Genomic DNA, 24,171 nt, shown 5'->3' with positions numbered 1-24,171 from the left:
CAGGGGGTCAGGACCCCTCGGGGAGCACCGAGCGGTAGACCTCGAGGGTGGTTTCGGTGATGGATTCCCAGGAGAAGTGCTCCTCGGCCCGGCGCCGGCCGGCCTGTCCCATGGCCCGGGCCCGGTCGGGATCGGACACCACCTCGGTGAGCGCGGCGGCGAATTCGGTGACGAACTTTTCCGGATCCAGCGGAGTGCCGGTCCCGTCCGTGACCTGCTCGATGTCCACCAGCAGTCCGGTCTCGCCGTGCTGGACAACCTCGGGAATCCCGCCGGTGGCGCTGGCCACGACGGCGGCGCCGCAGGCCATGGCCTCCAGGTTGACGATGCCGAGCGGCTCGTAGATGGACGGGCACGCGAACGCTGTGGCGTGGCTGAGGACCTGGATGAGTTCGTTGCGCGGCAGCATCCGCTCCACCAGGATCACCCCGCTGCGCTGGGTTTGCAGCTGTTCGATCAGGCGGGCGGTTTCGGCCGCGAGTTCGGGGGTGTCGGCGGCGCCGAGGCACAGCACCAGCTGGACGCCGTCGGGCAGCTTGGCGGCGGCGCGCAGCAGGTAGGGCACACCTTTCTGGCGGGTATTGCGGCCCACGAAGACGACGCTGGGCCGGTCCGGGTCGATCCCGAGGGCCCGGACGACGTCCTCGCCCTCGTCCCGGTTCCAGAGGCTCACGTCGATGCCGTTGTGCACCACCTTGACCTTCGCCGGGTCCACCTCGGGGTAGCTGCGGAGGATGTCCTGGCGCATCCCCTCGGACACGGCGATGATGGCAGCCGCGGCCTCGTACGCGGTTTTTTCCACCCAGGAGGACAGTGCGTAGCCGCCGCCGAGCTGCTCGGCCTTCCACGGGCGCAGCGGCTCCAGGCTGTGGGCACTGAGCACATGCGGAATGCCGTGCAGCAGCGAGGCGATGTGCCCGGCCATATTGGCGTACCAGGTGTGCGAATGCACCACATCCGCGCCGGCGATGTCCGGAACGATCCGCAGGTCCACCCCCAGGGTCTGCAGTGCGGCGTTCGCCCCGCCGAGATCCTCGGGCACGGCGTAGGACGTCACCGTGGCGCCGTGATACCCGGGTTCACGGGGCGCGCCGAAGGCGCGCACCTGCAGATCCACGTGCTGGGCGAGCACCCTGCTGAGTTCGGCCACGTGGACCCCGGCGCCGCCATAAATCTCGGGCGGGAATTCTTTGGTCACAATGTCTATACGCACAAACCCCAAGGTAGTCGTTACGGTGGAACTGATCTAGTGTGAAGACGTTCGGGCGTGCCGGACTGTTTTGGGGAAGTACAAAGGCGTTCAGGAGCGATCACCATGCCGAATAAGAAAGTATTGGCCATTGTTCTCGCAGGTGGCGAGGGAAACCGGCTCATGCCACTGACGGCGGACCGGGCCAAGCCCGGCGTCCCGTTCGCCGGAAGTTACCGGCTCATAGACTTTGCATTGTCGAACCTGGTCAATTCCCGCTATCTGCAGATCGTCGTCCTGACGCAGTACAAGTCGCACAGCCTGGACCGCCATATTTCCGAAACCTGGCGGATGTCCACGCAGCTGGGCAACTACATCGCCTCGGTCCCCGCGCAGCAGCGGGTGGGCAAGAGCTGGTTCCTCGGCAGCGCCAACGCCATCTACCAGTCCCTGAACCTCATCCACGACTCCAACCCCGACATCGTCGTCGTCGTGGGCGCAGACCACGTCTACCGGATGGACTTCGCCCAGATGGTGGACCAGCACGTCGCCAGCGGCGCCAAAGCCACCGTCGCGGCCGTCCGCCAGCCGCTGCACATGGCCGACCAGTTCGGTGTGATCGAAGTGGACCAGGACAACCCGGAGCGGATCGCCGCCTTCGTCGAGAAGCCGTCCTCCACCCCGGGGCTGGCCGCCGACCCCACCCAGTTCCTCGCGTCCATGGGCAACTACGTCTTCGACGCCGACGCCCTCGTCGAGGCCCTGCACGTCGACGCGGAACGGCTGGACACCAAGCACGACATGGGCGGGGACATCATTCCCTACTTCGTCGACAAGGGCGAGGCCGGGGTCTATGACTTCACCCTGAACCAGATCCCCGGCTCCACCGAGCGCGACCGCACCTACTGGCGCGACGTCGGCACCATCGACTCGTTCTACGACGCGCACATGGACCTCATCTCGCCCGTGCCGGTCTTCAACCTCTACAACTCGGAATGGCCGATCTACACGCGGCAGAGCATCTCCCCGCCGGCCAAGTTCGTCCGCGGGGTGAAAAACACGGTCGGCACGGCGCTGGATTCGATCGTTGCCAGTGGCACCGTGATCTCCGGCGGCATCGTCGAAGGCTCCGTGCTTTCCAACGACGTCTATGTCGGCACATCCAGCCGGGTGCTCGACTCCGTGCTGATGGACAAGGTCAATATCGGTGAAGGCGCCGTCGTCAAGCGGGCCATCATCGACAAGAACGTCCAGGTCCCGGCGGGCGCCGCCATCGGGCTCGACCACGAGCTGGACCGGGCCCGCGGCTTCAAGGTCACCGATTCCGGCATCACCGTGCTGTCCAAGGGGCAAGTCGTCCCGGAGCCCGGGGAGCAGGAGCGCGCCCTGTCGGCCGCCAACCTGATCCTGGTGCCGGACGCGGTCAAGGCCGCCACGGAACACTGGCCCGCCCTGCGGGAATCCGTGGACAAGGTGGCGGAAGTCCAGGCCGCCGCCGTCGGCGTCTCGGCTCCGCAGTCAAGCAACGGCCCCTGGGCCTGAACCGCCGCAGCGGGAGTCCGGACCCGGCGTCGGGCCGGGCTCCCCGCAGGCTGTAAAATTGGGGCAATGAGCTCCCCCGATCTGCCCCCCGATCTGACCCCCGAGGAAATCCAGGCCTGCCTGAAGGTCCTGAACAGCATCCACGTCTACGACGAGGAGCACCCGGACTACGTTTCGGTGCGCCGGGCCACCGGCAAGATGTTCAAAGCCGTCAAGCGCCACCGCCGGGTCAGCAAGCGGGACCTGATCGCCGAAGCCGACCGCGCCGTGATCGCCCAGACCGCGACGGCGGCCCCGGACCGGATCGACGACGAAACCCGCGGCAACAAGCTCGCCCCCTCCACGACAGGGAGCGTCGCCGGGCACCTGATTAAGTCCAGGCCCTGCTATATCTGCAAGCAGCACTTCACCCAGGTGGACGCCTTCTACCACCAGCTATGCCCGGAATGCGCCGCCTTCAGCCACAGCAAGCGCGACGCCCGGACGGACCTGAGCGGACGCCGCGCCCTCCTGACCGGCGGCCGGGCGAAGATCGGCATGTACATCGCGCTGCGGCTGCTCCGCGACGGCGCCCACACCACCATCACCACCCGCTTCCCCAAAGACGCCGCGCGTCGCTTCGCCGCGATGGAGGACAGCGCCGAATGGCTGCACCGGCTGCGGATCGTCGGCATTGACCTGCGCGATCCCTCGCAGGTGATGGCGCTCACCGACTCCCTCGACGCCGCCGGCCCGCTGGACATCATCATCAACAACGCCGCCCAGACCGTGCGACGGTCCGGGAACGCGTATAAGCCCCTGGTCGACGCCGAGGACGAGCCGCTCCCCGCGGCCCTCCAGGCGGCCAACGGCGGCCCGGAACTGGTGACCTTCGGCCACGCCCACGACAAGCACCCGCTCGCCCTGGCGAGCACCGTCCTGGAGCATCCGGTGCTGGCCGGGGACGCGATCACATCGCTGGCGCTCTCCACCGGTTCCGCCTCGCTGGAGCGCATCGCTGCCGGCACCGCCATCGACGCCGGCGGCCTGGTTCCCGACCTGGCCAGCATCAACAGCTGGACCCAGGTGGTCGACGAGGTGGATCCCCTCGAAATGCTCGAAGTTCAGCTGTGCAACGTCACCGCACCGTTCCTGCTCGTCAGCCGGCTCCGCGGGGCGATGAAGCGCTCCACCGCCCGGCGCAAGTACATCGTCAACGTCAGCGCCATGGAAGGCCAGTTCTCCCGCGCCTACAAGGGTCCCGGGCACCCGCACACAAATATGGCCAAAGCGGCGCTGAACATGATGACCAGGACCAGCGCCCAGGAAATGCTGGACGAGGACGGCATCCTGATGACGGCCGTGGACACCGGCTGGATCACGGATGAGCGCCCGCATTACACGAAGGTCCGGCTGATGGAGGAGGGCTTCCACGCCCCCCTGGACCTGGTTGACGGGGCCGCGCGGGTGTACGATCCGATCGTCATGGGCGAGTCGGGCGAGGACCAGTCCGGCGTCTTTCTGAAGGACTACAAGCCGAGCCCCTGGTAGGCGTCCGGCGCTACCAGAGACGGCTGGCGGGGGCTACAGGCCTAATGGCCCTAATGGGGTCACGGGCCAGAACGTAACGTGGGTCCACATGAACACAGAGACGACGCCTGCGCCCGATTTCGGACTGACCATCGACCAGTGCTGGGTGCTGCTGGACACCGAGGTTGTGGGGCGGATCGCCATGATCGTGGACGGGCATCCGGAGATCTTCCCGGTGAACTACGCGCTCGAGCGCCGCTCGATCGTGTTCCGCACCGCCGGGGGCACCAAGCTGTGGGCGGCGATGACGGCCAAACCCATCGCCTTCGAAATCGATGGCTATGACTCCCACGAACAGCAGGCCTGGAGCGTGGTTGCCCGCGGCGAGGCCGTGCTGATTGAAAGCCCGGAGGAGAAAGCCGCCGTCGACGCCCTGCTGCTTGAACCGTGGCAGCCCGGAAACAAGGACTACTACGTCCGGCTCTCCCCCAAGGCCTTGACCGGACGCCGGTTCAAGGTCAACAACCCGGACCTGTGGAGCACCCGACTCTCCGATCCCCGCCGGGCCTCGTTCGAATAAGGCTTCGTTCGAATAAGGCTTCGTTCGGTCAGGACGCCGTTCAATCGAGCGGCCGGGCGGTGCCTACTTGGCGGCCTTCACTTCCGGGGAATGGACGACCAGGACGGGGCAATGGGCGTGGGCCACCAGGGCAGAGCTCACGGATCCGATCAGCATCCCGCCGAAGCCGCCATGCCCGCGGCGTCCCACCACCACCAGGTCGGCGTCCTTGCTGGCCTCAATCAGGGTGTGCCGAGGGTGTCCCTGGACGAGGCGGCTCTCGACGTTGGCGGGGGTCTCCGCCCCGAACGCCTTCTCCACCGTCTCCTGAAGGATTTCCCCGGCACGGACGTCGAAGTCATCGATTCCCATCGCGACGTAACCGTCGTACACCGGAGGAACGTCCCAGCTGGCCAGCGCCACCAGCGACGCCGAGAGCGGCACGGCAAGGCTTTGGGCCTGGCGGAGCGCCTCCACCGACGCATCGGAACCATCAACCCCCACCACAATGGTCCTGATGTCCCTGGCTTCGGTCATGGCAGATCCTTTCGTCATACGGCTGTCGCGTCCCGCCTATAGTGCCGTGCGGGCCGCGGAAGCAGCTAGGGCCGAAAGTCATCGGCGACAGCCCGCCGGCGGGGTCCCGGCGGGACCAATGACCCTTGCCGGGGCCCTGGACACGGAGAAGAATTGCAGTCGCCGGGACGGAACGGGTTCCCGGCGTGGACAATGTTTCAAGGGGACAATGTATCAACGGGGCCAGGCGGCAACGTCGGCAGCGACGGCGGCACCTGGGCCAGCTCCCAATGGACTTAACAGGCACGACCCGCAGGCGCCATCTGCGAAAATCAGGCTGGGGAGCACCTCACCATTCATGGCAGCGAAAGCCGCCGGACAGGAGAATCATGATTGCCTGGGCAGACGCAGGTCTCACTGCACCCGACGGAGCGCCGGCCGTTATCCGGGTTTTCATCCTGGATGACCACGAGCTCGTCAGGCGCGGTCTTCAGGAACTCCTCGAGGGTGAGGGCTTCCTGGTGGTCGGGAGTTCGGGCTCCGCCGTCGAGGCGACCCGCCGTATTCCGGCGCTCCATCCGGACGTCAGTGTTCTCGACGCCCGGCTGCCGGACGGGACCGGGATTGAGGTCTGCCGGGACGTGCGCTCGGTTGACCCGTCGCTGAACTGCATCATCCTGACCAGCTTCGATGACGAACAGGCGCTGCGCGGCGCCGTGCTGGCGGGCGCAAGCGGCTATGTGCTCAAGGAAATCGGCGGCACCGACCTGATCGGGGCACTGCGCCGGGCGGCCGCCGGCGAGTCTCTCTTCGCGGAGGGCGTCGCGGCGGGAGTCGTTGACAGCCTTGTCGAGGCTGAAGAGGTGGACCCCCGGACGTCCTCCCTCACGCCGCAGGAGCGCCGGGTCCTGGAACTGGTGGGCGGCGGGCTCACAAACCGCCAGATCGCTGCGGAAATGTTCCTCGCGGAGAAGACAGTCAAGAACTACGTTTCGTCCCTGCTGGCCAAGCTGGGCTTCGAACGCCGGACCCAGGCCGCTGTTTTCATCGCCGGGCCCGCCTCACCGATGGCGCCCGGAGCCATGCCGAAACAAACCGGCCACATAGTGTCAGCCAGCCGCACAGGGTCCGCAGGTTGACGTCGTGATGGTTGTGCCTGCCGGCGCCGGCGGCTAGAGCGGCACCGACCACTCAAGGCTCGTGCCGGCGTCCGGCGCACTGGTGATGGTGCATTCGCCGTCGAGCATCCGGGCGCGGTCTTCGAGATTGGCGAGTCCCCTGCGTTTTTCGGGTTCGGCGAAGCCGGCTCCGTTGTCCGTGATGACCACCGTCACCCGGCCCTTGACCACGCCCACCGACACAGAAATTGTGTCCGCGCCCGAATGCCTAATGGCGTTGCTGAGCCCCTCCGAAACCACGGCCACGACATTGTCCGCCTTGTCCGGGGTGACGGCGTCCACCGGGCCGGTGATGATCAGGCGCGGCGTGAAGGGCATCGATTTCGCCGAACTCCGCGTGACCCGCCGGATCCGTCCGCTGAGCAGTTCTGTTTCGCCGCTGCTGCTCTTGAGCGAGTAGATGGTGTCCCGCAGGCTTCGGATCGCCTCGTCGAGCTCGTTGGTGATGTTCCGGATCCGCTCGGTCGCGAGCTCATCCTTGGTAAAGCGGGTCAGGCTCTGGACGCTGAGACCGGCCGCGAACAGCCGCTGGATCACGAGGTCGTGCAGGTCGCGGGCGATCCGGTCCCGGTCGGTGAAGACCAGCAGCTCCTCGCGGAGCCGGTGGACGCGGGCGAGTTCCAGGGCGAGTGCGACATGCGAACCGAAGACGGCCCCCATCTCGATGTCCGTACGGGCATAGGGCAGTGCGTTCGGGTCCCGGATCAGCAGCAGGAGCCCGTGGTGCGCTCCCTGGGTGCTCAGGGCAACCGCCAGCAGCGGGCCGGTGATCCCGCCGTCGATCCCGCCGAAAAGGTCGGAAGCGTGCTCAAGCACCACGGGCTCGCCGCCGTCCAGGACACTTTCCAGCAACGGCGAATCGAGCCTCAGCGAACGGCCGGAAAACAGCGGACTGCGCTCGCCGGCGGCGCCGGCGACAATATGCCCGTAGCCGTCGGCGGCGGGCGCCACGAGCAGGGCCAGCTGCGACCCCGACTCCTGCAAGGCCCGGCTCGCGATGGGATCCAGCCCACCGGAGGTGTAGTCGCGGTCGCTGCTGAGCATCAGCCCGGAGACGTCCATGCAGGCTTCCAGCCAGCGGGCCCGGCGCCGTGCGTCATCGTAGAGACGGGCGTTCTCAATGGCGACGCCCGCGGCGGCCGCCAGGGCCACGGCGAGGCCCTCGTCCTCGGCCGTAAAGTCGCTGCCGTCTTCTTTTTCTGTCAGATAGAGGTTCCCGAAGACCACGTCCCGCACCCGCACGGGGACGCCGAGGAAAGACTTCATGGGGGGATGGTTCGCCGGGAAACCGTAGGATTCCGGATGGTTGTGCAGGTCATGAAGCCGGAGGGGGCGGGGATCGGAAATCAGGAGGCCCAGTACTCCGTGGCCTGTGGGCAGCGGCCCGATCCGGTGGGCCATCTCCTGATCGATGCCGACCGTGATGAAGTGGCTGAGCGCGCGGTCGTCGCCGATGACGCCCAAGGCGCCATAGCGCGCATGGAGCAATCGGCAGGCGGACTGCACCACGCGTTCCAGCACGGCATCGAGGCTGAGGTCCTCGGCGACGGCGACGACTGCCTCCAGCAGCCCGGCCATCCGTTCCTGGGACTGGAGCAGTTCCTCGGCCCTGGAAACGAAGCCCCTGAGGACACCGTCGATCATGGGTTGTGGCTCAGTGGCGGTCTGGTCTGGTCGTTCCCCCATTGAATGCATGCTCAAGCCCCAATTCAGTACAACAAACACAACAATCGTCCGCGCTGACGATAGTGATGCCAGAATACCCCGAAGCGGCGGCAAAGGCCCCGGACGTCGGAGGATATTGCTTCGGATTGTGACCTTCTCCCCTACCCCGTCGCCGCGTGGCTGGCGTAGGCTCGCCGGCATGAGTACTGATCCGAAGCCGGGAAAAACCCAGCCGGCACACGAAGTTGAAAACCTTGACCATCACGAATGTTGGCGTTTGTTACGCAGCGTCAGCGTGGGCAGGCTCGCGGTCTGGGTGGACGACCATCCCGACATTTTCCCGATCAATTACAAGGTGGACCACGGTACCCTGGTGTTCCGCACGGCGGACGGCACCAAGCTCCAGGCGGCCACGTCCGACACCCCGGTGGCGGTGGAGGCGGACGGCGTTGACGCCGAGAGCGGCATCGCCTGGAGTGTGGTGATCAAGGGACAGGCCGCGGCGGTGCAGAACCAGCAGGAGGTCCTGGACACCGTGGGGCTGCTGCTGTTCCCGTGGCAGGCCGGCAAGAAGGAGCACTTCGTCAGGATCACCCCGGAAACCGTGACGGGACGTCGGTTCAAGGTGGTCCCCCCGCTGACCTGGTGGACACCGCTGGACGACGCCACCCGCTCCGGACTCGAATAGCCCCTCGGCTGACCCCCGGATGCGCTTTCAGACAATGCTGTTCCGGGGCCCCCGGAACAGCTGCAAGTGATAGCGCATCCGGGAATCAGGCCAGGCGGGTGATCTCTACGCTCACGCTGAGGGCGGAACCGCCGCCGCCGGACAGGATTCCCTTGAGCGGAGGCACGTCGCGGTAGTCCCGGCCCCTCGCCACCGTCACGTGGAAGTCTCCAGCCGGCTTGTGGTTGGTCGGGTCCCAGCTGCGCCATTCGCCGTCCCACCATTCCAGCCAGGCATGGGACTGCCCGGCGACCGTCTCGCCGAGTTCCGCCGTCGACCGCGGGTGCAGGTAGCCGGACACGTAGCGGGCGGGGATGCCCCGGCTGCGCAGCGCGCCGATGGCCAGGTGTGCCAGGTCCTGGCAGACGCCCTGGCGCTGGTTCCAGGCCTCCTCGGCGTTCGTGGTGACGCCGGTGGAGCCCTTCATGTAGGTCATTTCGCCGCGCATCCAGTCGAAGACGGCCAGGGCGGCCTCGTGCGGGTTGCGGCCCTCGACGACGCCGGGAATGATCCCCAGCACCTCGGCGCCCGGCCCGGTGAGCTGCGACTGCGGGATCCAGTCGCTGAACTTGTTGAGGGTCTCCGGTGCGTTGAGGACGTCCCAGCCGGCAATGTCGGCCTCTGCCGGGATCCTTTCCGCCCGGTGCACCTCGACGGTGGTGGTGGACAGGACCTCGAGGTGCTCGTGCGGCATCTGCATGTCAAAGGCCGTGACGCGGGTGCCCCAGTAGTCGCGGTAGCTGCTCAGTGCGGCCTGGGACGGCGAGACCTTCAGGGAGGATTCCAGCACCACCTGCTGGGGATCCGTCAGCGGGGTCATGCGGGCCTCGTTGTAGGAGAGCGTGACGCGTTTGTTGTACTTGTACGCCGTCTTGTGGATGATGCTCAGCCGGGTCATGAAACTTCTCCCACCCAGGCCAGTTCGTCTGCCTGATTGAAGTACTTACGGGAAATGGCGTCCGATGCCTGCGAGACGGCCTTCTGCACGCGCTCCATGTGCTCCGGCAGTTCCGACATGAGGTCATCGGTGCGGTGGAACTCAAGGAACGTCCGGGCCTGGCCCACGATCCGGCGGGCGTCGTTGATGAAGCCCACTCGCTGGGCCGAGGGGTCCAGCATGGCGAGGCACTCGTCGGCGTCGCGCAGCGCGTACACGATGGACCGCGGAAACAACCGGTCCAGCAGCAGGAATTCGGCGGCGTGCTGGTCGCCGAAAGCCGCGCGGCGGGTCCGGAGGAACGACTCGTAGGCCCCGGCGCAGCGGAGCATGTTCACCCACGACATGCCCGCGGAGAGGACGTCCCGGGTGGAAAGCATCCGCGCGGTCATGTCGGCGCGTTCCAGCGAGCGGCCCAGGACCAGGAACTGCCAGCTCTCGTCGTGGCTCACGGTGGTGTCCGCGAGCCCGCTGACCATGGCCGTGCGTTCCAGCACCCAGTTGCAGAAGCGGTAGGTGCCAACGACATCCTTGCGGTGCTGGTTGAGCCCGTAGTACGTGGTGTTCAGGCTCTCCCAGAGCCCGGACGACACGGTTTCCCGGGCGCGCCGGGCGTTCTCCCGCGCCGCGCCCAGCGAACCGGCAATGGACGTGGCACTCTGCTTGTCGTACGCCAGCGCGTTCAGCAGTTCGGGGAGGCCGAAATCCTCGCTCTGCGCCCGGGCGCCCATGACGGCGAGGAGTTCCTGCGCCACGCTGCGCTGTTCCTCCATCGGCAGGTGGTTGAGCCGCTCAAGGTGGACGTCGAGGATCCGGGCAGTGCCGTCAGCCCGTTCCACGTAGCGGCCGATCCAAAACAATGACTCGGCGATACGGCTAAGCATTCGCGGTTACCTCCAGCGCATCGGAAATCTGAAAAGAATAGGTCGGCGGAACAATGATCGACACGGTGCCGCGGATCACTGCTGCTGCTCCTTCTGGCTGTCACGCCAGTTGCTCTCGACGGGCCAGACCGAGACCCGCTCGCGGACCGTGATGGCCGGGCGTGGCAGGGCCTCCACCGGAACCTCCGGGGAATCCGCAAGCACCCAGGTGTCCTTGGAGCCGCCGCCCTGGCTGGAGTTGACGATCAGGGAGCCTTCCTTGAGCGCCACCCGGGTCAGGCCGCCGGGCAGGACCCACACGTCGTCGCCGTCGTTGACGGCGAAGGGGCGCAGGTCCACGTGCCGCGGGCCGAACCTGTCGCCGCTGAGCGTGGGAACCGTGGACAGCTGCAGCACCGGCTGCGCGATCCAGCCGCGCGGGTCCGCGATGACGCGCTTGCGCAGGGCCTCCAGCTCGTCCTTGGTCGCGTCCGGGCCGATCACCAGGCCCTTGCCGCCGGACCCGTCCACGGGCTTGACCACCAGTTCGCCGAGTCGGTCCAGGACCTCTTCCCGGGCTTCCTTTTCTTCGAGCCGGAAGGTGTCCACGTTGGCGATCACGGGTTCTTCATTGAGGTAGTAGCGGATCAGGTCCGGGACGTAGCTGTAGACGAGCTTGTCGTCGGCGACGCCGTTGCCCACGGCGTTCGCGATGGTCACGCCCCCGGCGCGGGCCGCGTTGACCAGGCCCGGGCAGCCGAGCATGGAATCGGCGCGGAACTGCAGCGGATCCAGGAACTCGTCGTCGATGCGTTTGTAAATCACGTCCACTCGCTGTTCACCGGCGGTGGTGCGCATGTAGACACGGTTGCCGCGGCAGATGAGGTCGCGCCCCTCGACGAGTTCCACGCCCATCAGGCCGGCGAGCAGGGTGTGCTCGAAGTAGGCGCTGTTGAAGACGCCGGGGGTCAGGACCACGACGGTGGGGTCGTCGACGCCGGTCGGTGCCGTCTTGCGCAGGGCGGACAGCAGCCGGCGGGGATACTCTTCGACCGGCCGGATGAGCTGCTGGCCGAAGGCCTCGGGCAGACCCTTGGCCATCGCTCGGCGGTTCTCCAGGACATAGCTGACACCGGAGGGGACGCGGACGTTGTCCTCCAGGACCCGGAACGTCCCGGCGGCGTCGCGGACAACGTCGATGCCGGAGATATGGACGCGGACGCCGCCGGCGGGTTCGAAACCATGCACCTGGCGGTGGAAGTGGGCGCTCGTGGTGACGAGCTGGCGCGGGATGACGCCGTCGGCGACCACGGTCATCTTGTCGTAGACGTCATTGAGGAACGCCTCCAGGGCCCGGACGCGCTGCGCCACGCCCTTCTCCAGCACGGTCCACTCATCGGCCGGGATGACGCGGGGAACGATGTCGAGCGGGAAGGGACGCTCCTCCCCCGCGAAGTCGAACGTGACACCGCGGTCCAGGAAAGTCCGGGCCATCGAATCGGCGCGGGCGGTGACATCAGCCAGCGAGAGTTCCCGCAGGGCCTCGGCAACCTGCCCGTAGGACTGCCGGGGGTGCTGCTCGGGGGTAAACATCTCGTCGTAGGCGCCGGAGCGTTCGGCGGCCACGGAGTAATCCTGGAATAGGTCAGACATGTCATTAGACAATCACCTTTTTGTTGCGAAATCATTTCGGCGCGCTCCCGGCGGCGGACGTCGTGGCGGTGACAGCTTTTCCCGGTGGCTGCGCCAAGGTAGACACGTGCCACCGTTTACGCTCACACCGTTCCTCCGGGCTGACCCGTTGCCGCGCCTGCTTGCCGGCCTGCTGTCAGCGGCAGCCGCCGTCGTGCTTGCCCTCGCCGTCCACAACATGGTGCCGGTGCTCCCGTCCATGACGCTGGCCGTAGCGTTCGGACTCCTCGCCGCGAACGTCCCGGGGCTGTCCGGCTGGACCGCAGGCCCGGGCCGGCCGGGCCTGGATTTCGCGGGCAAACACCTGATGCGCGCCGGGATCGTGGTCCTGGGGCTGAAGGTCAGTCTCGTCGATGTGCTTGGGCTCGGCTGGGCCGCGCTGGTGCTGATCACCGGCGTGGTCCTGGCCGCGTTCGCCGGAACCTACGGCATCAGCCGCCTGTTCCGGCTGCCACCGCCGGTAGCCCTGCTGATCGCCACCGGCTTTTCCATCTGTGGGGCCTCCGCGATCGGGGCGATGGCCGCGGCGCGCCGGATCCGGCAGCACGACACCGTGCTCCCGGTGGCCCTCGTGACGCTGTGCGGCACGCTCGCCATCGGGGTGCTGCCGCTGCTTATCCGGCCGCTGGGCCTCAGCCCGGCAGTCTTCGGCGCCTGGGCCGGGGCGTCCGTGCATGACGTGGGCCAGGTGGTGGCCACCGCGCAGACCGCCGGGGCGTCGGCGCTGGCCGTCGCCGTCGTCGTCAAGCTCACCCGGGTGATCCTGCTGGCGCCCATGGTCGCCGCCGCCGGGCTGCACCACCGCAGCAGCGCCGGCGCCGGCGCCGGACCGAACCGGCCACCTGTCGTCCCGTTATTCGTGCTCGGTTTCGTGGCCCTGGCAGCCCTGCGCACCACGGGCTGGCTCTCCCCCGGCATCCTCGACGCCGCAGCGGTCCTCCAGGACGTGCTGCTGGGGATGGCACTCTTCGGCCTGGGCTCGGCGGTGCGGGTGGGCGAGCTGCTGCACACCGGAGTGCGGGCCCTGCTGGCCGCCCTGGCGTCCTGGCTGCTGATCGCCGGGCTGGGGCTGGGCGCCGCGTTCCTCATGATTAGATAGCGGAGTGTCGAACCAGAACCTGCGCCGCGATGAAGCCGCAACCCGCTCAGCCCTGATCACCACCCACAGCTACGACGTGTCCCTGGACGTCCGGCAGGCGGCGGATCCGGACGTCGCCGGCTACACGAGCCGCAGCGTGATCACCTTCTCCGCTGGCGCACCCGGGGCCTCGACCTTCCTGGACTTCATCAGCGGCGAGGTGCACAGCGTCTTCCTCAACGGCAGCGAACTCGCGGTCACCGACGTCGTGGACGGCTCCCGGATCCGGCTCGACAACCTGCAGGCGGACAACCAGGTCACCGTCACGGGCACCGCGCGGTACAGCACCTCCGGCGAGGGCATGCACCGCTTCTTCGACCCGGCCGACGGCCAGTGCTACCTCTATACCCAGTACGAGCCCGCCGACGCCCGCCGGGTCTTCGCCAATTTCGAACAGCCTGACCTCAAGGCGGAATTCACCTTCCACGTCATGGCGCCCTCGGCCTGGCAGGTGGCCTCGAACGGCATCGAAACGCAGCGGACGGTCCTCACCAGTGACCCGGACACGAGCCGCTGGGACTTCGCCCCGACGAAGGCGATGTCCACGTACATCACCACGGTGCTGGCCGGCCCGTACTTCAAGGCCGAGGACTCCTGGCGCAGGGAGCTCGACGACGGCACCCGGCTGGACGTGCCGCTGGCCCTCTACTGCCGCGCCTCGATGGCGCCGTCCTTCGACGCCGAGGCCCTCTTTACCCTCACCAGGAACGGCCTGGACTTCTTCAACGAACTCTTCGACTTCCCGTACCCGTGGGGGAAGTACGACCAGGCCTTCGTGCCCGAATACAACCTCGGCGCCATGGAAAACCCCGGACTGGTGACCTTCACGGAAAGCTACGTCTTCACCTCCCGGGCCGCCGATTCGCAGTACCAGGCCCGCGCCAATACCCTCCTGCACGAGATGGCGCACATGTGGTTCGGTGACCTCGTCACGATGCAGTGGTGGGATGATCTGTGGCTGAAGGAGTCCTTCGCGGACTACATGGGAACCCTCGGCGTGGACCGCACCACGGACTGGGCCACGGCCTGGGTGAACTTCGCGAACAACCGCAAAGCCTGGGCCTACGTCCAGGACCAGCTGCCGACGACCCACCCGGTCGTCGCCGACATCCCCGACCTCGAGGCTGCCAAGCAGAACTTCGACGGCATCACCTATGCCAAGGGCGCCTCGGTCCTCAAACAATTGGTCGCCTACGTGGGTTTTGAGGCCTTCGTGGCCGGCTCGCGCCAGTACTTCAAGGACCACGCCTACGGCAACACCACCCTGGCGGAGCTGCTGGCCGCGCTCAGCGCTGCCTCCGGCCGGGACCTCGCGGACTGGGCCCGCCAGTGGCTGCAGACCTCCGGGATCTCCACCCTCTCCAGCGAGATCGAGGAGCACGACGGTGTCCTCGGCACGGTCACCGTCATCCAGGACGCCGAGGACCCGAGGACGGGCCGGCAGGAACCGCGGCCGCACCGGCTTCGGATCGGCCTGTACGGGATGGATGACGCCGGCGCCCTGGTCCGCACCGACAATGTCGAGACCGACATCCGCGGTGCCCGGACCGAGGTGACAGCCCTGTCCGGGAAGGCGCGGCCGGCCCTGCTGCTGGTCAACGACGATGACCTCAGCTACGCCAAGGTACGGCTGGACCCGCGCTCCGAAGCCACCGTCCGGGCCTCCCTGGGCGCGCTCAGTGATCCGATGGCCCGTGCCCTGTGCTGGACCGCCCTCTGGGATTCGGCCCGTGACGCCGTCACGCCGTCGTCCCTGTACGTGGACGCCGTCAAGCGCTTCGGGCCCGCGGAAGCCGGCATCGGCGTGCTGCTCAATGTCCTGGGCAACGCGGCCACCGCGATCGAACGGTACGTCCCCGTGGCCGAGCGGGCCGCCGTCCGCCTCGGATTCCTGTCCCTCGCGGCAGAGCAGCTCCAGCAGGCCGCGCCGGGATCCGACCATCAGCTGGCATGGGCGCGCACGCTTGCCGCCGCCAGCCGCTATGACGGCAGCCGCCTGGACCTGGTCCGCGGCATTCTGGCCGGCAGCACGGTCCTTGAGGGTCTGGCCGTGGATGCGGAGCTGCGCTGGAACTTCTGGCACGCCCTGGCGGCCAACGGGGAGGCGACCGTTGCGCAGCTCGACGGGGAACTGGCCCGGGACAACACCGCCGCCGGTAAGTCCGGACACGCCACCGCCCTTGCGGCCCGCCCCGATGCCGCCGTCAAGGAAGCGGCCTGGACGGAAGCGGTGCGCGGCACCTCGCTTTCCAACCAGCTGCTCAGCGCGACGATCGCCGGTTTCAACACCGGCCCGGCACCGCTGCTGCGCGGCTTCATGGACCGGTACTTCGAGTGCCTGGCGGAAGTATGGGCCGGGCGCAGCATCGAAATCGCCAGCCGGATTGTCCGCGGGCTCTACCCCGCCGGGCAGGACCTGGACGGCGGTACTCCCCACACGCACCCGGTCATCGTCCGGACGGACAACTGGCTGGCCGAACACCCGGACGCCCCGCGGGCGCTGCGCCGCATCATCATCGAACAGCGCAGCCACCTGCACCGTTCCCTCACAGCGCAGACCCTGGCCGCGGACCCACGACCGGCTGCTCCGTAACCGCCCTTTTGGGGACCCTAAACGGCCGCTACGGAGCAATCGACGGGGTGGTGGGGGCTCAGGGGACCCGGTGCAGCCACTCCGGCGTGCCGAACTTGGCATCGACGCGGTGGTGCGCGGCGGCGAGCTCGGCGTCGGTGAGCTCCGAGGGGGTCGCACCGTAGCGTTCGGCGAAGACGTCCATCATGGCGGCGACGATCTCGGTGCGGGCCAGGCCGGTCTGGCGCCGGAGCGGGTCCACCCGCTTCTTGGCGCTCCGGGTGCCCTTGTCGGAGAGTTTCTCCTTGCCGATCCGCAGGACCTCGACCATCTTCTCCGCGTCGATGTCATAGCTCATGGTGACGTGGTGCAGCATGCCGCCGTTGGCGAGCCGTTTCTGCGCGGCGCCGCCGATCTTGCCGTGCTCGGTGGCGATGTCGTTGAGCGGCACGTAGAAGGCGCTGATCCCCAGCTTCCCAAGGGCTGCCATCACCCAGGCGTCCAGGAAGCCGTACGAGTCGGCGAAGCTGATGCCGTCCACCAGGGTCTGCGGCAGGTAGAGCGAGTAGGTGATGCAGTTGCCGGCCTCCATGAACATCGCCCCGCCGCCGCTGATCCGGCGGACCACGCTGATGCCGTGGCGTTCGACGCCGGCGGGGTCCAGTTCGTTGCGCACGGACTGGAAGCTTCCGATCACCACGGACGGTTCCTCCCAGTCCCAGAACCGCAGGGTCGGGTTGCGGCGCCCGGCGCCGACCTCCTCGGCCAGGACCTCGTCCAGCGCGACGTTGAGGTGGGTAGGCAGCACCGACGGCGCGATGATGTTCCAGTGGTGGTCCGCCCAGCCGGTGGCCTTGGCGAGGGCTCGCCGGACGGTGACCGCCACGGCGTCGGCGGAAAATCCGAACAGGACGGCCCCGGCGGGCAGGGCCGCTGTTACCGCGGCGGAGATGTCCGCCGCCCCGGCGTCTGACGGGAGGCCGGTGAGCGCCCGGTTGATGTCCAGCAGCGCCTCGTCCGGTTCCAGGAAAAAGTCCCCGCTGAGCGAGACGTTGGTGAGGACGCCGTCGGCAACGTCGAAATCGGCCACGACGAGTTTGCCGCCGGGAACCTTATACTCCCCGTGGCGGCGGGCCCCGCCGTCGTCCGCGCTGCCGGGACCGGGAGCCAAGTGTTGGGCTGTCATGGCGTTAATCCTGCCACGCGAACCGGCGGCGGACGCAAAAAGCCCGCACCGTCACCGGTGCGGGCTTTTCCAAAAGACCTTGGGGAGAAGAAGTTACTTCTTGCCGCCGAAGCCCTTGAAGCGAGCGTTGAAGCGCTCGACGCGGCCTGCAGAGTCCATGATGCGCTGCTTGCCCGTGTAGAACGGGTGGGACTCGGAGGAGATTTCGACGTCGATAACCGGGTAGGTGTTTCCGTCTTCCCACTCGATGGTCTTCTTGGAAGACACGGTGGACTTGGTCAGGAACTTGACGCCGGAAGCCAGGTCGTTGAAAACAACAGCTTCGTACTTCGGGTGAGTATTAGTCTTCATAATTGGACCTTCGTTCGCACAACTGGATTTTGCCAGTTGCCAGGTATGAATGGGATGGCCGGCGGAATGCACCGGACGGCCAGCTACCAATCATAGCGGAAAGTCAGCGCCCTCGCCGCGAGACAGCGGCGCTGTCCACTGCAGTTGTCCAATGCAGCGGTTCAGGGCAGCGGTTCATCCCCTGGGGCGCAACTCCCAGAAGGCGACGGCGGACGCCGCCGCGACGTTGAGCGAGTCAACGCCTGCGCGCATCGGGATCTTCACGGCGAGGTCGACGGCGGCGAGCGTGTCCGCGCTCATCCCGGCACCCTCGGTGCCCAGCACCAGCGCGAGTTTCTCCGGCCGGCGCGCCGCCAGCGCGTCGACGTCGGCCGCGTCGGCCGTAAGTTCCAGGGCGGCCACGGTGAAGCCCTGGCCGCGGAGCACCTGCAGGTCCCCCGGCCAGTCCTCCAGCCGGGCCCAGGGCACCTGGAACACCGTCCCCATGCTGACCCGGACACTGCGGCGGTACAGCGGGTCCCCGCAGCGCGGCGAGACCAGGACCGCGTCGATGCCCAGGGCCGCGGCGGAGCGGAAGATCGCGCCGACGTTGGTGTGGTCCACGATGTCCTCCAGCACGGCGACCCGGCGGGCGCCGGCGAGAAGCTCGGGCAGCGGCACGGGTTCCGGGCGCTGCATGGCCGCCATCGCGCCGCGGTGCAGGTGGAAGCCGGTGATCTCCTCGAGCAGCGCGGCGGAACCGATGTACACGGGGACGTCCGGGTACTGCGCAAAGATGTCCGCGAGGTCCGCGAGCCATTTCTCGGCGAGGAAGAAGGACCGCGGCGCGTGGCCCGCCGCGAGGGCCCGGCGGAGCACCCGGGAGGACTCGGCGATGTACATGCCCTCGGCGGGTTCCCGGAGCTTGCGCAGGTGCACGTCCGTCAGCTGCGTGTAGTCCGAGACCCGGGGGTCGGCGGCGGATTCAAGGCGGTGGAAAGTCACAGGCGGGTCATTTCAGCGGGAACTTGTGCGGTCACAGGACCGGGTTACTTGAACAGGTTGGCGATCATGAACCCGAGCGCGACGAGGCCCAGGACGAAGATGACACCGCGCAGCACCACCGGGGACAGCCGGCGGCCGACCTTGGAGCCGATCACGCCGCCGATCAGCGAGCTCACGGCGATCAGCCCGACGACGGCCCAGTCGATCCGGCCGAAGGCGAACAGCAGGTAGGAGGCTGCCGCGACAACGTTGACGGCAAGGACCAGGATGTTCTTCATGGCGTTGGCGTTCTGGATGGTCCCGGTCATGAAGATGCCCAGGATCCCGACCAGCAGGATGCCCTGCGCCGCGACGAAGTAGCCGCCGTACACCCCGGCGAAGTACACGAGGACCACCAGGAGGACGCCGTGGCGGCGGTCCCGGATGGCGTGTTCGGGGTTCTCCTCGCGGTTCCTGACCCACTGCTGCAGCCGGGGCTGGAAGGCGACCATCAGCAGCGCGAGCACGATCAGGGCGGGGGCGGCGTAATAAAAGACCTTCTCCGGCAGGTGCAGCAGCAGGTAGGCGCCGGAGATGCCGCCCAGCAGGGAGGCGGGCAGCAGCCTGAGCAGCTGCTTGCCGCGTCCCTTCAGTTCCTTGCGGTAGCCCCATGCCCCGGCGGCGTTCCCTGCCACCAGGCCCATCGCGTTGCTGATGGACGCCGTGACCGGTGCGTATCCGAGCGCGATCAGTACCGGGAAGGTCACCAGGGTCCCGGAACCGACGACACTGTTAATGGTGCCGGCCCAGAGCCCGGCAAAGAAAATGAGGACACTACTGAGGAACTCCACGCGCGGTCAGCGGCCCGGTCAGCGGCGCGCGGTGGCCGTGTAGCGGCCGGCCGAGACGCTGACGTCCAGCGGCAGCCCGAACGTCCGGCTCAGGTTCCCGGCCGTGAGGACGCCTTCGATCGGGCCCTGGGCCACCACGCCGCCCTCGCGCAACAGCATGGCATGGGTGAAGCCCGGCGGGACCTCTTCGAGGTGGTGTGTGACCAGGACGATGGCCGGGGAGGTCTCGTCGCGGGCGAGTTCGCTGAGCCGGTGCACGAGGTCCTCGCGGCCGGCCAGGTCGAGTCCGGCAGCGGGTTCGTCGAGGAGCAGGAGCTCGGGATCGGTCATCAGGGCCCGGGCGATCTGGACGCGCTTGCGCTCCCCCTCGGACAGGGAGGCGAACGGCCGGTTCAGCAGCGGCCCCATGCCCCACTCGTTCAGCAGGGCGAAGGCGCGGCGCTCGTCGTCCTTCTCATAGCCCTCGCGCCACCGTCCGGTAACACCGTAGGCGGCCGTCACGACGACGTTGAGGACCTTCTCGTGCTCCGGGATCTGGTTGGCCAGTGCAGCCGAGGACAGGCCGATCCGGGGCCGCAGTTCAAAGACGTCGACGGCGCCAAGGATCTCCTCCAGGATGCCGGCCATGCCGCTGGTCGGATGGATCCGGGCCGCCGCGAGCTGAAGCAGTGTGGTCTTGCCGGCGCCGTTGGGTCCCAGAATCACCCAACGTTCGCCTTCCTTGACCTGCCAGTCGACCTTGTCCAGCAGGGTCTTTGCCCCACGTACAACGCTGACGGCGGCCATTTCAAGAACATCACTCATAGGAGTAGACACTAGGACAAAACAGCGGACGACTGATAACCGGAACGCCGTGCCCGCGCAGCGCGCAGGCCGCCCTGTTGCCGCGGCGTCACCGGAGCGCAACGGATTCGGGCCCGCATCGGCGTGATCGCTAGGATTGCAGCCATGAACCTGTTCGTGACCGCCGTGAGTTATGCCCCCAAACTGACCCATCCCGAGGTGCAGCGGCTCCGTTCGCTGCTCGCAGCGGCGGGAGTGACGCTGGACGCGGAAACCCGCACCGGAGACGACCGCTTCGAGGTCTACACGGCGGAGGGGAGCATTGACCTGGCCGCCGGCCCGGACCACGGGGTGACGGCGCTGGCGGAGCTGCGCCGGGCAGCGGCAGATCACGGCCCCGCCGGAGTGGACACCGCGATCGTGCCCGCCGCCCTCCGGAGTGCCCGGCGGAAGTTCCTGATCATGGACGTGGATTCCACACTGATCCAGCAGGAAGTGATTGAACTCCTCGCCGCCTATGCCGGCAAACGCGAGGAAGTCACGGCGGTCACCGAGGCCGCCATGCGCGGCGAACTCGACTTCGCGCAAAGCCTGCATGCGAGGGTGGCGGTGCTCGCCGGCCTGCCGGCCGCCGTCGTCGATGCCGTCCGCGCCGAGGTGAAACTGAGCCTCGGTGCGGCGGAGCTCGTGGCCGCCTTCCACGCCGCGGGCCATGTGGTGGCGGTGGTCTCCGGCGGCTTCAACCAGATCCTGCAGCCGATCGCGGAGGGCCTTGGACTGGATTACTGGGTTGCCAACGAACTCGAAATCGTCGACGGCGCGCTGACCGGAAAGGTTATCGGTGAGGTGATCGACCGGGCGGCGAAGGAAAAGTACCTGCGTGACTGGGCCGCCAGGGAAGGCATCCCGATGGAGCACACGATTGCCGTGGGCGACGGCGCCAACGACCTGGACATGCTGGGCGCTGCCGGGATCGGGGTGGCGTTCAACGCCAAACCGGCCGTCCGTGCGGTCGCGGATGCCGCCGTGAACATGCCCTATCTCGACGCCGTGCGGCACATCGCCGGCGTCTGAGGCATGTCCCGGCAACCGGGAAAGCAGCGCAGAAGGCCGGGGCGGTTGCCCCGGCCTTCTGCGTTGCGCTTCTACGTTCCGCGGGTGGGCGCGGAAGCGCGCTAGTTGCTGCTCTTGTCGAAGTAGTCGGATCCGCCGACGTACTCGGTGTGGCCGGACTCGACGTCGGCGGTGACCATCCTGGCGACCTCGGCGGCGAACTCCGTGACCGAATACAGCTTCCCGGCCTCGGCGCGGCGGGCCTCGATGGCGCCGGGGTTGGAGCGGTCCAGCAGCGTGGCGGTGACGGTGCCCTCGATCATGTCGCCGGAGATGACGACAAGGGAGATGCCCTTCTCGGCGAGGTTCGGCACGAGTTCGCGCAGTGCGTCCTCGCCGGCACGCTTGCTGCGTGCCACGGGCTCGTAGTTCTCCATGGTGGGCACGGTGTTGATGAAGTGCGCCTGGTGGCTCGTCACGAAGACGACCCGGGACCCCTCGGGCATCAGCGGCACGGCAGCGTTGAGCATGTTCACCTGCGCGTCACGGTTGAGCTTGAGCGCGTAGCCCTCCTCCATCCCGGATTCCATCCCGCCGGAAGCGTTGAGGACCAGGACATCCAGCGAGCCGAAGTTCTCCATCGCGGCGCTGGCCAGGGCCTGGACGCCTTCCTGGGTGGTGAGGTCGGCGCCGACGGCGGCGGCACGGCCACCGGCGGCCTCGATCTCCGTGACAACCTTGTTGGCGCGGGGCGCCTTCTGGCGGTAGTTCACGACGACGGCGGCACCCTCGGCGGCGAGGATCTTGGCGACTTCAGCGCCGATGCCCCGCGACGAACCGGTCACGATTGCGGTCTTGTTCTCCAGCAGTCCCATACGAGCTCCTTTGTTCCAAACGTCCAAAAACGGTGGGTCTGCAGTCCATCATGCCAGCGGTGCAGGCGCTTTTCGTTGTCCGGGTTCAACAAAGAAGCAGCAGCGGGGTAGTTCCGGCCCGCCCCGCGGGCGTACGATCGCGGTCATGGAACGTCCGCGCGGTGTGTGCCGGAAGGCCGGACAGCGGGCTGGGCATCAGGAGACCCGGTGCCGCGGGGCGTGAGCGAGGACTCCACGCCGGAGCGGGTTTTCAGCGGTTCCCCCGTGGGCCTGGAGCTGTTCCATGCAGTGGAAAGGTTGCTGGCCGCACCGACCCCGCCGGAGGTCCGTGCAACAAAAAGCCAGGTGGCCTTCCGGGAGAAGCGCGGTTTCGCGTACGTGTGGTGGCCGGGGCGGTACGTGGATTCCGGGGTGCCCGCCGTGCTGTCGATAGCGTTCCCGCGGCGCATCGATTCCGCCAGGTTCAAGGAGGTCGTCAACCCCTCGCCCGGGGTGTGGATGCACCACCTGGAGCTGCATGACGAACAGGAACTCGACGCCGAGGTTGCCCGCTGGCTGCGGGAGGCCCGTGCTGCGGCGGGCTGAGGCCCATGCCGGGCGGCCTCGGGCGGGGGGCGGGAGTCTGGTGGCCGAACGGGGCGGGCGGACCATCAGGGTCCGCCCGCCCGGCGGCGCCGCCTGTTACGTGTGGTCGATCCTGACCTTCTTGGCCGTCTTGTCCGGCGCGGCCACAGGGGCCGGAGCCCGCACCTCAAGCACGCCGTCCTTGTAGGTGGCGGTGACGTCCTCTTCCTTGGCACCCGGCGGCAGCGCCACACTGCGCGAGAAAGAGCCATACCGGAACTCCGAGCGGTAGCCGTCCTTGCCCTTGTGCTCGGTTTTCTCCTCACGCTCCGCCTTGATGTGCAGCATGCCCTCGCTCACGGAGACGTCGACGTCCCGGTCCGGATCAATCCCGGGAACCTCAGCCCGCACCACCAGGGTGGTGCCGTCCACAAACTGTTCGACCTTGATGGACGGTGTCATGGTCATGTCCCCGTCGAGGAAACGCTTGATCGGTTCCAGCACGTCCGACGGGACCCACTTGTTCACTTCAGCCACGATTGTCCTCCTGATTTTTTTGCCCCTGCCGTGGTGTAGTTAGAGGCTGTAGCCCCATTACACACCCCGGCAGCGCCCGGCGCTACGGGCTGAAAGCCCTACTGCGGCTGACCCGGCGCGTGCCGCCGGGCGGGCGGACAGCACCGGCGGCTCCCGCCGTCGTCGTTGGCTTCTGGAACCCGCCCTAGTGGCCCATGCCCATGCCGCCGTCGACCGGGATGACGGCACCGGAGATGTAGGCGGCCTCGTCGCTGGCGATCCAGCGGACCACGTTGGCGACCTCGGAGGCCTCGGCGAAGCGGCCGGCGGGAACCTTGGAGAGGTAGTCCTTCTGGGTTGCCTCGGACAATTCCGCGGTCATGTCCGTGTTGATGAAGCCGGGTGCCACGACGTTCGCGGTGATGCCGCGGGCGCCCAGCTCGCGGGTCAGCGAGCGGGCGATGCCCACGAGGCCGGCCTTGGACGCCGAGTAGTTGATCTGGCCGGGCGCGCCGTAGAGGCCCGAGACGGAGGAGATGAGGACCACGCGGCCTTTGCGTGCCCGGATCATGCCCCTGGAGGCGCGCTTGATCACGCGGAAGGCGCCGGTGAGGTTGGTGTCGATGACCGAGGTGAAATCATCCTCGCTCATGCGCATCAGCAGGGTGTCCTTGGTGATGCCGGCATTGGCCACCAGCACCTCCACGGGGCCATGGGCGGCTTCCACTTCGGTGAACGCGGCGTCCACGGAGGACTCGTCCGTGACGTCGGCCTTGACGCCGAGGATCCCCGCCGGGAGGGACGATTCGCTGCGGTACGTGACGGCGACCTTGTCGCCGTTGGCGAGGAAGGCTTCGGCGATGGCGAGGCCGATTCCGCGGTTTCCGCCGGTGATCAGGACACTGCGGCCGGTGGTTGCTGTTACAGGCATGGTGGGGCTCC

General features: G+C 67.7%; 23 protein-coding genes. 9 read left to right on the top strand and 14 right to left on the bottom strand.

The window, feature by feature from the left end; translation table 11 throughout:
- Positions 1–7: 7 nt before the first annotated feature.
- Positions 8–1,213: a glycogen synthase gene (gene glgA / locus ACZYZ3_RS00580; protein ID WP_463961929.1), complete on the bottom strand. Its 1,206-nt coding sequence runs from the start codon at positions 1,211–1,213 to the stop codon at positions 8–10.
- Between the two features lie 96 nt (positions 1,214–1,309).
- Here glgA and glgC point away from each other — a divergent pair, with 96 nt between their 5' ends.
- From glgC to ACZYZ3_RS00565, 3 genes are all read left to right on the top strand, one after another.
- Positions 1,310–2,731, top strand: a complete 1,422-nt coding sequence (gene glgC / locus ACZYZ3_RS00575; protein ID WP_463962168.1) for a glucose-1-phosphate adenylyltransferase — start codon at positions 1,310–1,312, stop codon at positions 2,729–2,731.
- 66 nt (positions 2,732–2,797) lie between these two features.
- Complete coding sequence (locus ACZYZ3_RS00570) at positions 2,798–4,261, top strand: SDR family NAD(P)-dependent oxidoreductase (RefSeq protein WP_463961928.1); 1,464 nt, start codon at positions 2,798–2,800, stop codon at positions 4,259–4,261.
- Between the two features lie 88 nt (positions 4,262–4,349).
- On the top strand, positions 4,350–4,820 hold the full coding sequence (locus tag ACZYZ3_RS00565; RefSeq protein ID WP_463961927.1) for a pyridoxamine 5'-phosphate oxidase family protein: 471 nt from the start codon (positions 4,350–4,352) through the stop codon (positions 4,818–4,820).
- A 63-nt stretch (positions 4,821–4,883) separates the two neighbouring features.
- Here ACZYZ3_RS00565 and ACZYZ3_RS00560 read toward each other — a convergent pair whose 3' ends face one another.
- Complete coding sequence (locus ACZYZ3_RS00560; RefSeq protein WP_463961926.1) at positions 4,884–5,336, bottom strand: universal stress protein; 453 nt, start codon at positions 5,334–5,336, stop codon at positions 4,884–4,886.
- Between the two features lie 368 nt (positions 5,337–5,704).
- Here ACZYZ3_RS00560 and ACZYZ3_RS00555 point away from each other — a divergent pair, with 368 nt between their 5' ends.
- Positions 5,705–6,454 carry a response regulator gene (locus ACZYZ3_RS00555; protein ID WP_463961925.1) on the top strand — a complete coding sequence of 250 codons (750 nt, stop codon included), beginning with the start codon at positions 5,705–5,707 and terminating at the stop codon, positions 6,452–6,454.
- 33 nt (positions 6,455–6,487) lie between these two features.
- Here the strand turns inward: ACZYZ3_RS00555 and ACZYZ3_RS00550 are convergent, their stop codons facing one another.
- Positions 6,488–8,179, bottom strand: a complete 1,692-nt coding sequence (locus ACZYZ3_RS00550) for a GAF domain-containing sensor histidine kinase (protein ID WP_463961924.1) — start codon at positions 8,177–8,179, stop codon at positions 6,488–6,490.
- Positions 8,180–8,357: 178 nt separating this feature from the next.
- On the opposite strand from ACZYZ3_RS00550, the gene ACZYZ3_RS00545 reads away from it, so the two are divergent.
- Positions 8,358–8,846 carry a pyridoxamine 5'-phosphate oxidase family protein gene (locus ACZYZ3_RS00545; protein ID WP_463961923.1) on the top strand — a complete coding sequence of 163 codons (489 nt, stop codon included), beginning with the start codon at positions 8,358–8,360 and terminating at the stop codon, positions 8,844–8,846.
- 85 nt (positions 8,847–8,931) lie between these two features.
- Here ACZYZ3_RS00545 and ACZYZ3_RS00540 read toward each other — a convergent pair whose 3' ends face one another.
- The 3 genes from ACZYZ3_RS00540 to ACZYZ3_RS00530 all read right to left on the bottom strand — a co-directional run bounded on the left by ACZYZ3_RS00540 (position 8,932) and on the right by ACZYZ3_RS00530 (position 12,338).
- Complete coding sequence (locus ACZYZ3_RS00540) at positions 8,932–9,783, bottom strand: transglutaminase family protein (RefSeq protein ID WP_463961922.1); 852 nt, start codon at positions 9,781–9,783, stop codon at positions 8,932–8,934.
- Positions 9,780–10,706: an alpha-E domain-containing protein gene (locus ACZYZ3_RS00535; RefSeq protein WP_226762129.1), complete on the bottom strand. Its 927-nt coding sequence runs from the start codon at positions 10,704–10,706 to the stop codon at positions 9,780–9,782. The genes ACZYZ3_RS00540 and ACZYZ3_RS00535 overlap by 4 nt, the downstream gene beginning before the upstream one ends.
- A 75-nt stretch (positions 10,707–10,781) precedes the next feature.
- Positions 10,782–12,338, bottom strand: coding sequence for a circularly permuted type 2 ATP-grasp protein (locus tag ACZYZ3_RS00530; RefSeq protein ID WP_463961921.1), 1,557 nt, complete (start codon positions 12,336–12,338; stop codon positions 10,782–10,784).
- A 106-nt stretch (positions 12,339–12,444) separates the two neighbouring features.
- On the opposite strand from ACZYZ3_RS00530, the gene ACZYZ3_RS00525 reads away from it, so the two are divergent.
- Entirely contained in the window at positions 12,445–13,476 is a 1,032-nt protein-coding gene (locus ACZYZ3_RS00525) for a YeiH family protein (RefSeq protein WP_463961920.1), read from the top strand.
- A gap of 4 nt (positions 13,477–13,480) precedes the next feature.
- On the top strand, positions 13,481–16,108 hold the full coding sequence (gene pepN, locus ACZYZ3_RS00520) for an aminopeptidase N (RefSeq protein WP_463961919.1): 2,628 nt from the start codon (positions 13,481–13,483) through the stop codon (positions 16,106–16,108).
- 58 nt (positions 16,109–16,166) lie between these two features.
- Here pepN and lplAB read toward each other — a convergent pair whose 3' ends face one another.
- From lplAB to ACZYZ3_RS00495, 5 genes are all read right to left on the bottom strand, one after another.
- Positions 16,167–17,273: a lipoate-protein ligase LplAB gene (lplAB, locus tag ACZYZ3_RS00515; RefSeq protein ID WP_463961918.1), complete on the bottom strand. Its 1,107-nt coding sequence runs from the start codon at positions 17,271–17,273 to the stop codon at positions 16,167–16,169.
- A gap of 93 nt (positions 17,274–17,366) precedes the next feature.
- A complete protein-coding gene (locus ACZYZ3_RS00510; RefSeq protein WP_282379259.1) occupies positions 17,367–17,624 on the bottom strand; it encodes a type B 50S ribosomal protein L31 in 258 nt (85 codons plus the stop codon).
- Positions 17,625–17,798: 174 nt separating this feature from the next.
- A complete protein-coding gene (locus ACZYZ3_RS00505; protein ID WP_463961917.1) occupies positions 17,799–18,608 on the bottom strand; it encodes a TrmH family RNA methyltransferase in 810 nt (269 codons plus the stop codon).
- Between the two features lie 44 nt (positions 18,609–18,652).
- Positions 18,653–19,438 (bottom strand): sulfite exporter TauE/SafE family protein, encoded by a 786-nt coding sequence (locus ACZYZ3_RS00500; RefSeq protein ID WP_463961916.1) that lies wholly within the window; start codon positions 19,436–19,438, stop codon positions 18,653–18,655.
- A gap of 18 nt (positions 19,439–19,456) precedes the next feature.
- On the bottom strand, positions 19,457–20,242 hold the full coding sequence (locus ACZYZ3_RS00495) for an ABC transporter ATP-binding protein (RefSeq protein WP_463961915.1): 786 nt from the start codon (positions 20,240–20,242) through the stop codon (positions 19,457–19,459).
- A 144-nt stretch (positions 20,243–20,386) separates the two neighbouring features.
- On the opposite strand from ACZYZ3_RS00495, the gene serB reads away from it, so the two are divergent.
- Positions 20,387–21,295, top strand: a complete 909-nt coding sequence (gene serB, locus ACZYZ3_RS00490; protein ID WP_463961914.1) for a phosphoserine phosphatase SerB — start codon at positions 20,387–20,389, stop codon at positions 21,293–21,295.
- Positions 21,296–21,396: 101 nt separating this feature from the next.
- Here the strand turns inward: serB and ACZYZ3_RS00485 are convergent, their stop codons facing one another.
- On the bottom strand, positions 21,397–22,149 hold the full coding sequence (locus ACZYZ3_RS00485; protein WP_463961913.1) for an SDR family oxidoreductase: 753 nt from the start codon (positions 22,147–22,149) through the stop codon (positions 21,397–21,399).
- Positions 22,150–22,356: 207 nt separating this feature from the next.
- Between ACZYZ3_RS00485 and ACZYZ3_RS00480 the strand changes: the two genes are divergently transcribed.
- Positions 22,357–22,734: a DUF5655 domain-containing protein gene (locus ACZYZ3_RS00480; RefSeq protein ID WP_463961912.1), complete on the top strand. Its 378-nt coding sequence runs from the start codon at positions 22,357–22,359 to the stop codon at positions 22,732–22,734.
- A 96-nt stretch (positions 22,735–22,830) separates the two neighbouring features.
- Here the strand turns inward: ACZYZ3_RS00480 and ACZYZ3_RS00475 are convergent, their stop codons facing one another.
- Positions 22,831–23,250: an Hsp20/alpha crystallin family protein gene (locus tag ACZYZ3_RS00475; RefSeq protein WP_463961911.1), complete on the bottom strand. Its 420-nt coding sequence runs from the start codon at positions 23,248–23,250 to the stop codon at positions 22,831–22,833.
- A gap of 184 nt (positions 23,251–23,434) precedes the next feature.
- Positions 23,435–24,160, bottom strand: a complete 726-nt coding sequence (locus ACZYZ3_RS00470; protein ID WP_463961910.1) for a beta-ketoacyl-ACP reductase — start codon at positions 24,158–24,160, stop codon at positions 23,435–23,437.
- Between the last annotated feature and the right edge of the window lie 11 nt (positions 24,161–24,171).

It is taken from the genome of Pseudarthrobacter linnaei (assembly GCF_055412825.1).
Note: the sequence above shows the minus strand (reverse complement) of the source record. Positions and strands in the feature narration are given on the sequence as shown.

Excerpts from the sequence above, each read along its gene's own strand:
- ACZYZ3_RS00565 (WP_463961927.1), top strand. The coding sequence starts at position 4,350 with ATGAACACAGAGACGACGCCTGCGCCCGATTTCGGACTGACCATCGAC.
- ACZYZ3_RS00540 (WP_463961922.1), bottom strand. The coding sequence starts at position 9,783 with ATGACCCGGCTGAGCATCATCCACAAGACGGCGTACAAGTACAACAAA.
- ACZYZ3_RS00530 (WP_463961921.1), bottom strand. The coding sequence starts at position 12,338 with ATGTCTGACCTATTCCAGGATTACTCCGTGGCCGCCGAACGCTCCGGC.
- ACZYZ3_RS00550 (WP_463961924.1), bottom strand. The coding sequence starts at position 8,179 with ATGGGGGAACGACCAGACCAGACCGCCACTGAGCCACAACCCATGATC.
- ACZYZ3_RS00495 (WP_463961915.1), bottom strand. The coding sequence starts at position 20,242 with ATGAGTGATGTTCTTGAAATGGCCGCCGTCAGCGTTGTACGTGGGGCA.
- lplAB (WP_463961918.1), bottom strand. The coding sequence starts at position 17,273 with ATGACAGCCCAACACTTGGCTCCCGGTCCCGGCAGCGCGGACGACGGC.
- ACZYZ3_RS00535 (WP_226762129.1), bottom strand. The coding sequence starts at position 10,706 with ATGCTTAGCCGTATCGCCGAGTCATTGTTTTGGATCGGCCGCTACGTG.
- ACZYZ3_RS00560 (WP_463961926.1), bottom strand. The coding sequence starts at position 5,336 with ATGACCGAAGCCAGGGACATCAGGACCATTGTGGTGGGGGTTGATGGT.
- ACZYZ3_RS00485 (WP_463961913.1), bottom strand. The coding sequence starts at position 22,149 with ATGGGACTGCTGGAGAACAAGACCGCAATCGTGACCGGTTCGTCGCGG.
- ACZYZ3_RS00510 (WP_282379259.1), bottom strand. The coding sequence starts at position 17,624 with ATGAAGACTAATACTCACCCGAAGTACGAAGCTGTTGTTTTCAACGAC.
- ACZYZ3_RS00555 (WP_463961925.1), top strand. The coding sequence starts at position 5,705 with ATGATTGCCTGGGCAGACGCAGGTCTCACTGCACCCGACGGAGCGCCG.
- ACZYZ3_RS00570 (WP_463961928.1), top strand. The coding sequence starts at position 2,798 with ATGAGCTCCCCCGATCTGCCCCCCGATCTGACCCCCGAGGAAATCCAG.
- ACZYZ3_RS00470 (WP_463961910.1), bottom strand. The coding sequence starts at position 24,160 with ATGCCTGTAACAGCAACCACCGGCCGCAGTGTCCTGATCACCGGCGGA.
- serB (WP_463961914.1), top strand. The coding sequence starts at position 20,387 with ATGAACCTGTTCGTGACCGCCGTGAGTTATGCCCCCAAACTGACCCAT.
- ACZYZ3_RS00545 (WP_463961923.1), top strand. The coding sequence starts at position 8,358 with ATGAGTACTGATCCGAAGCCGGGAAAAACCCAGCCGGCACACGAAGTT.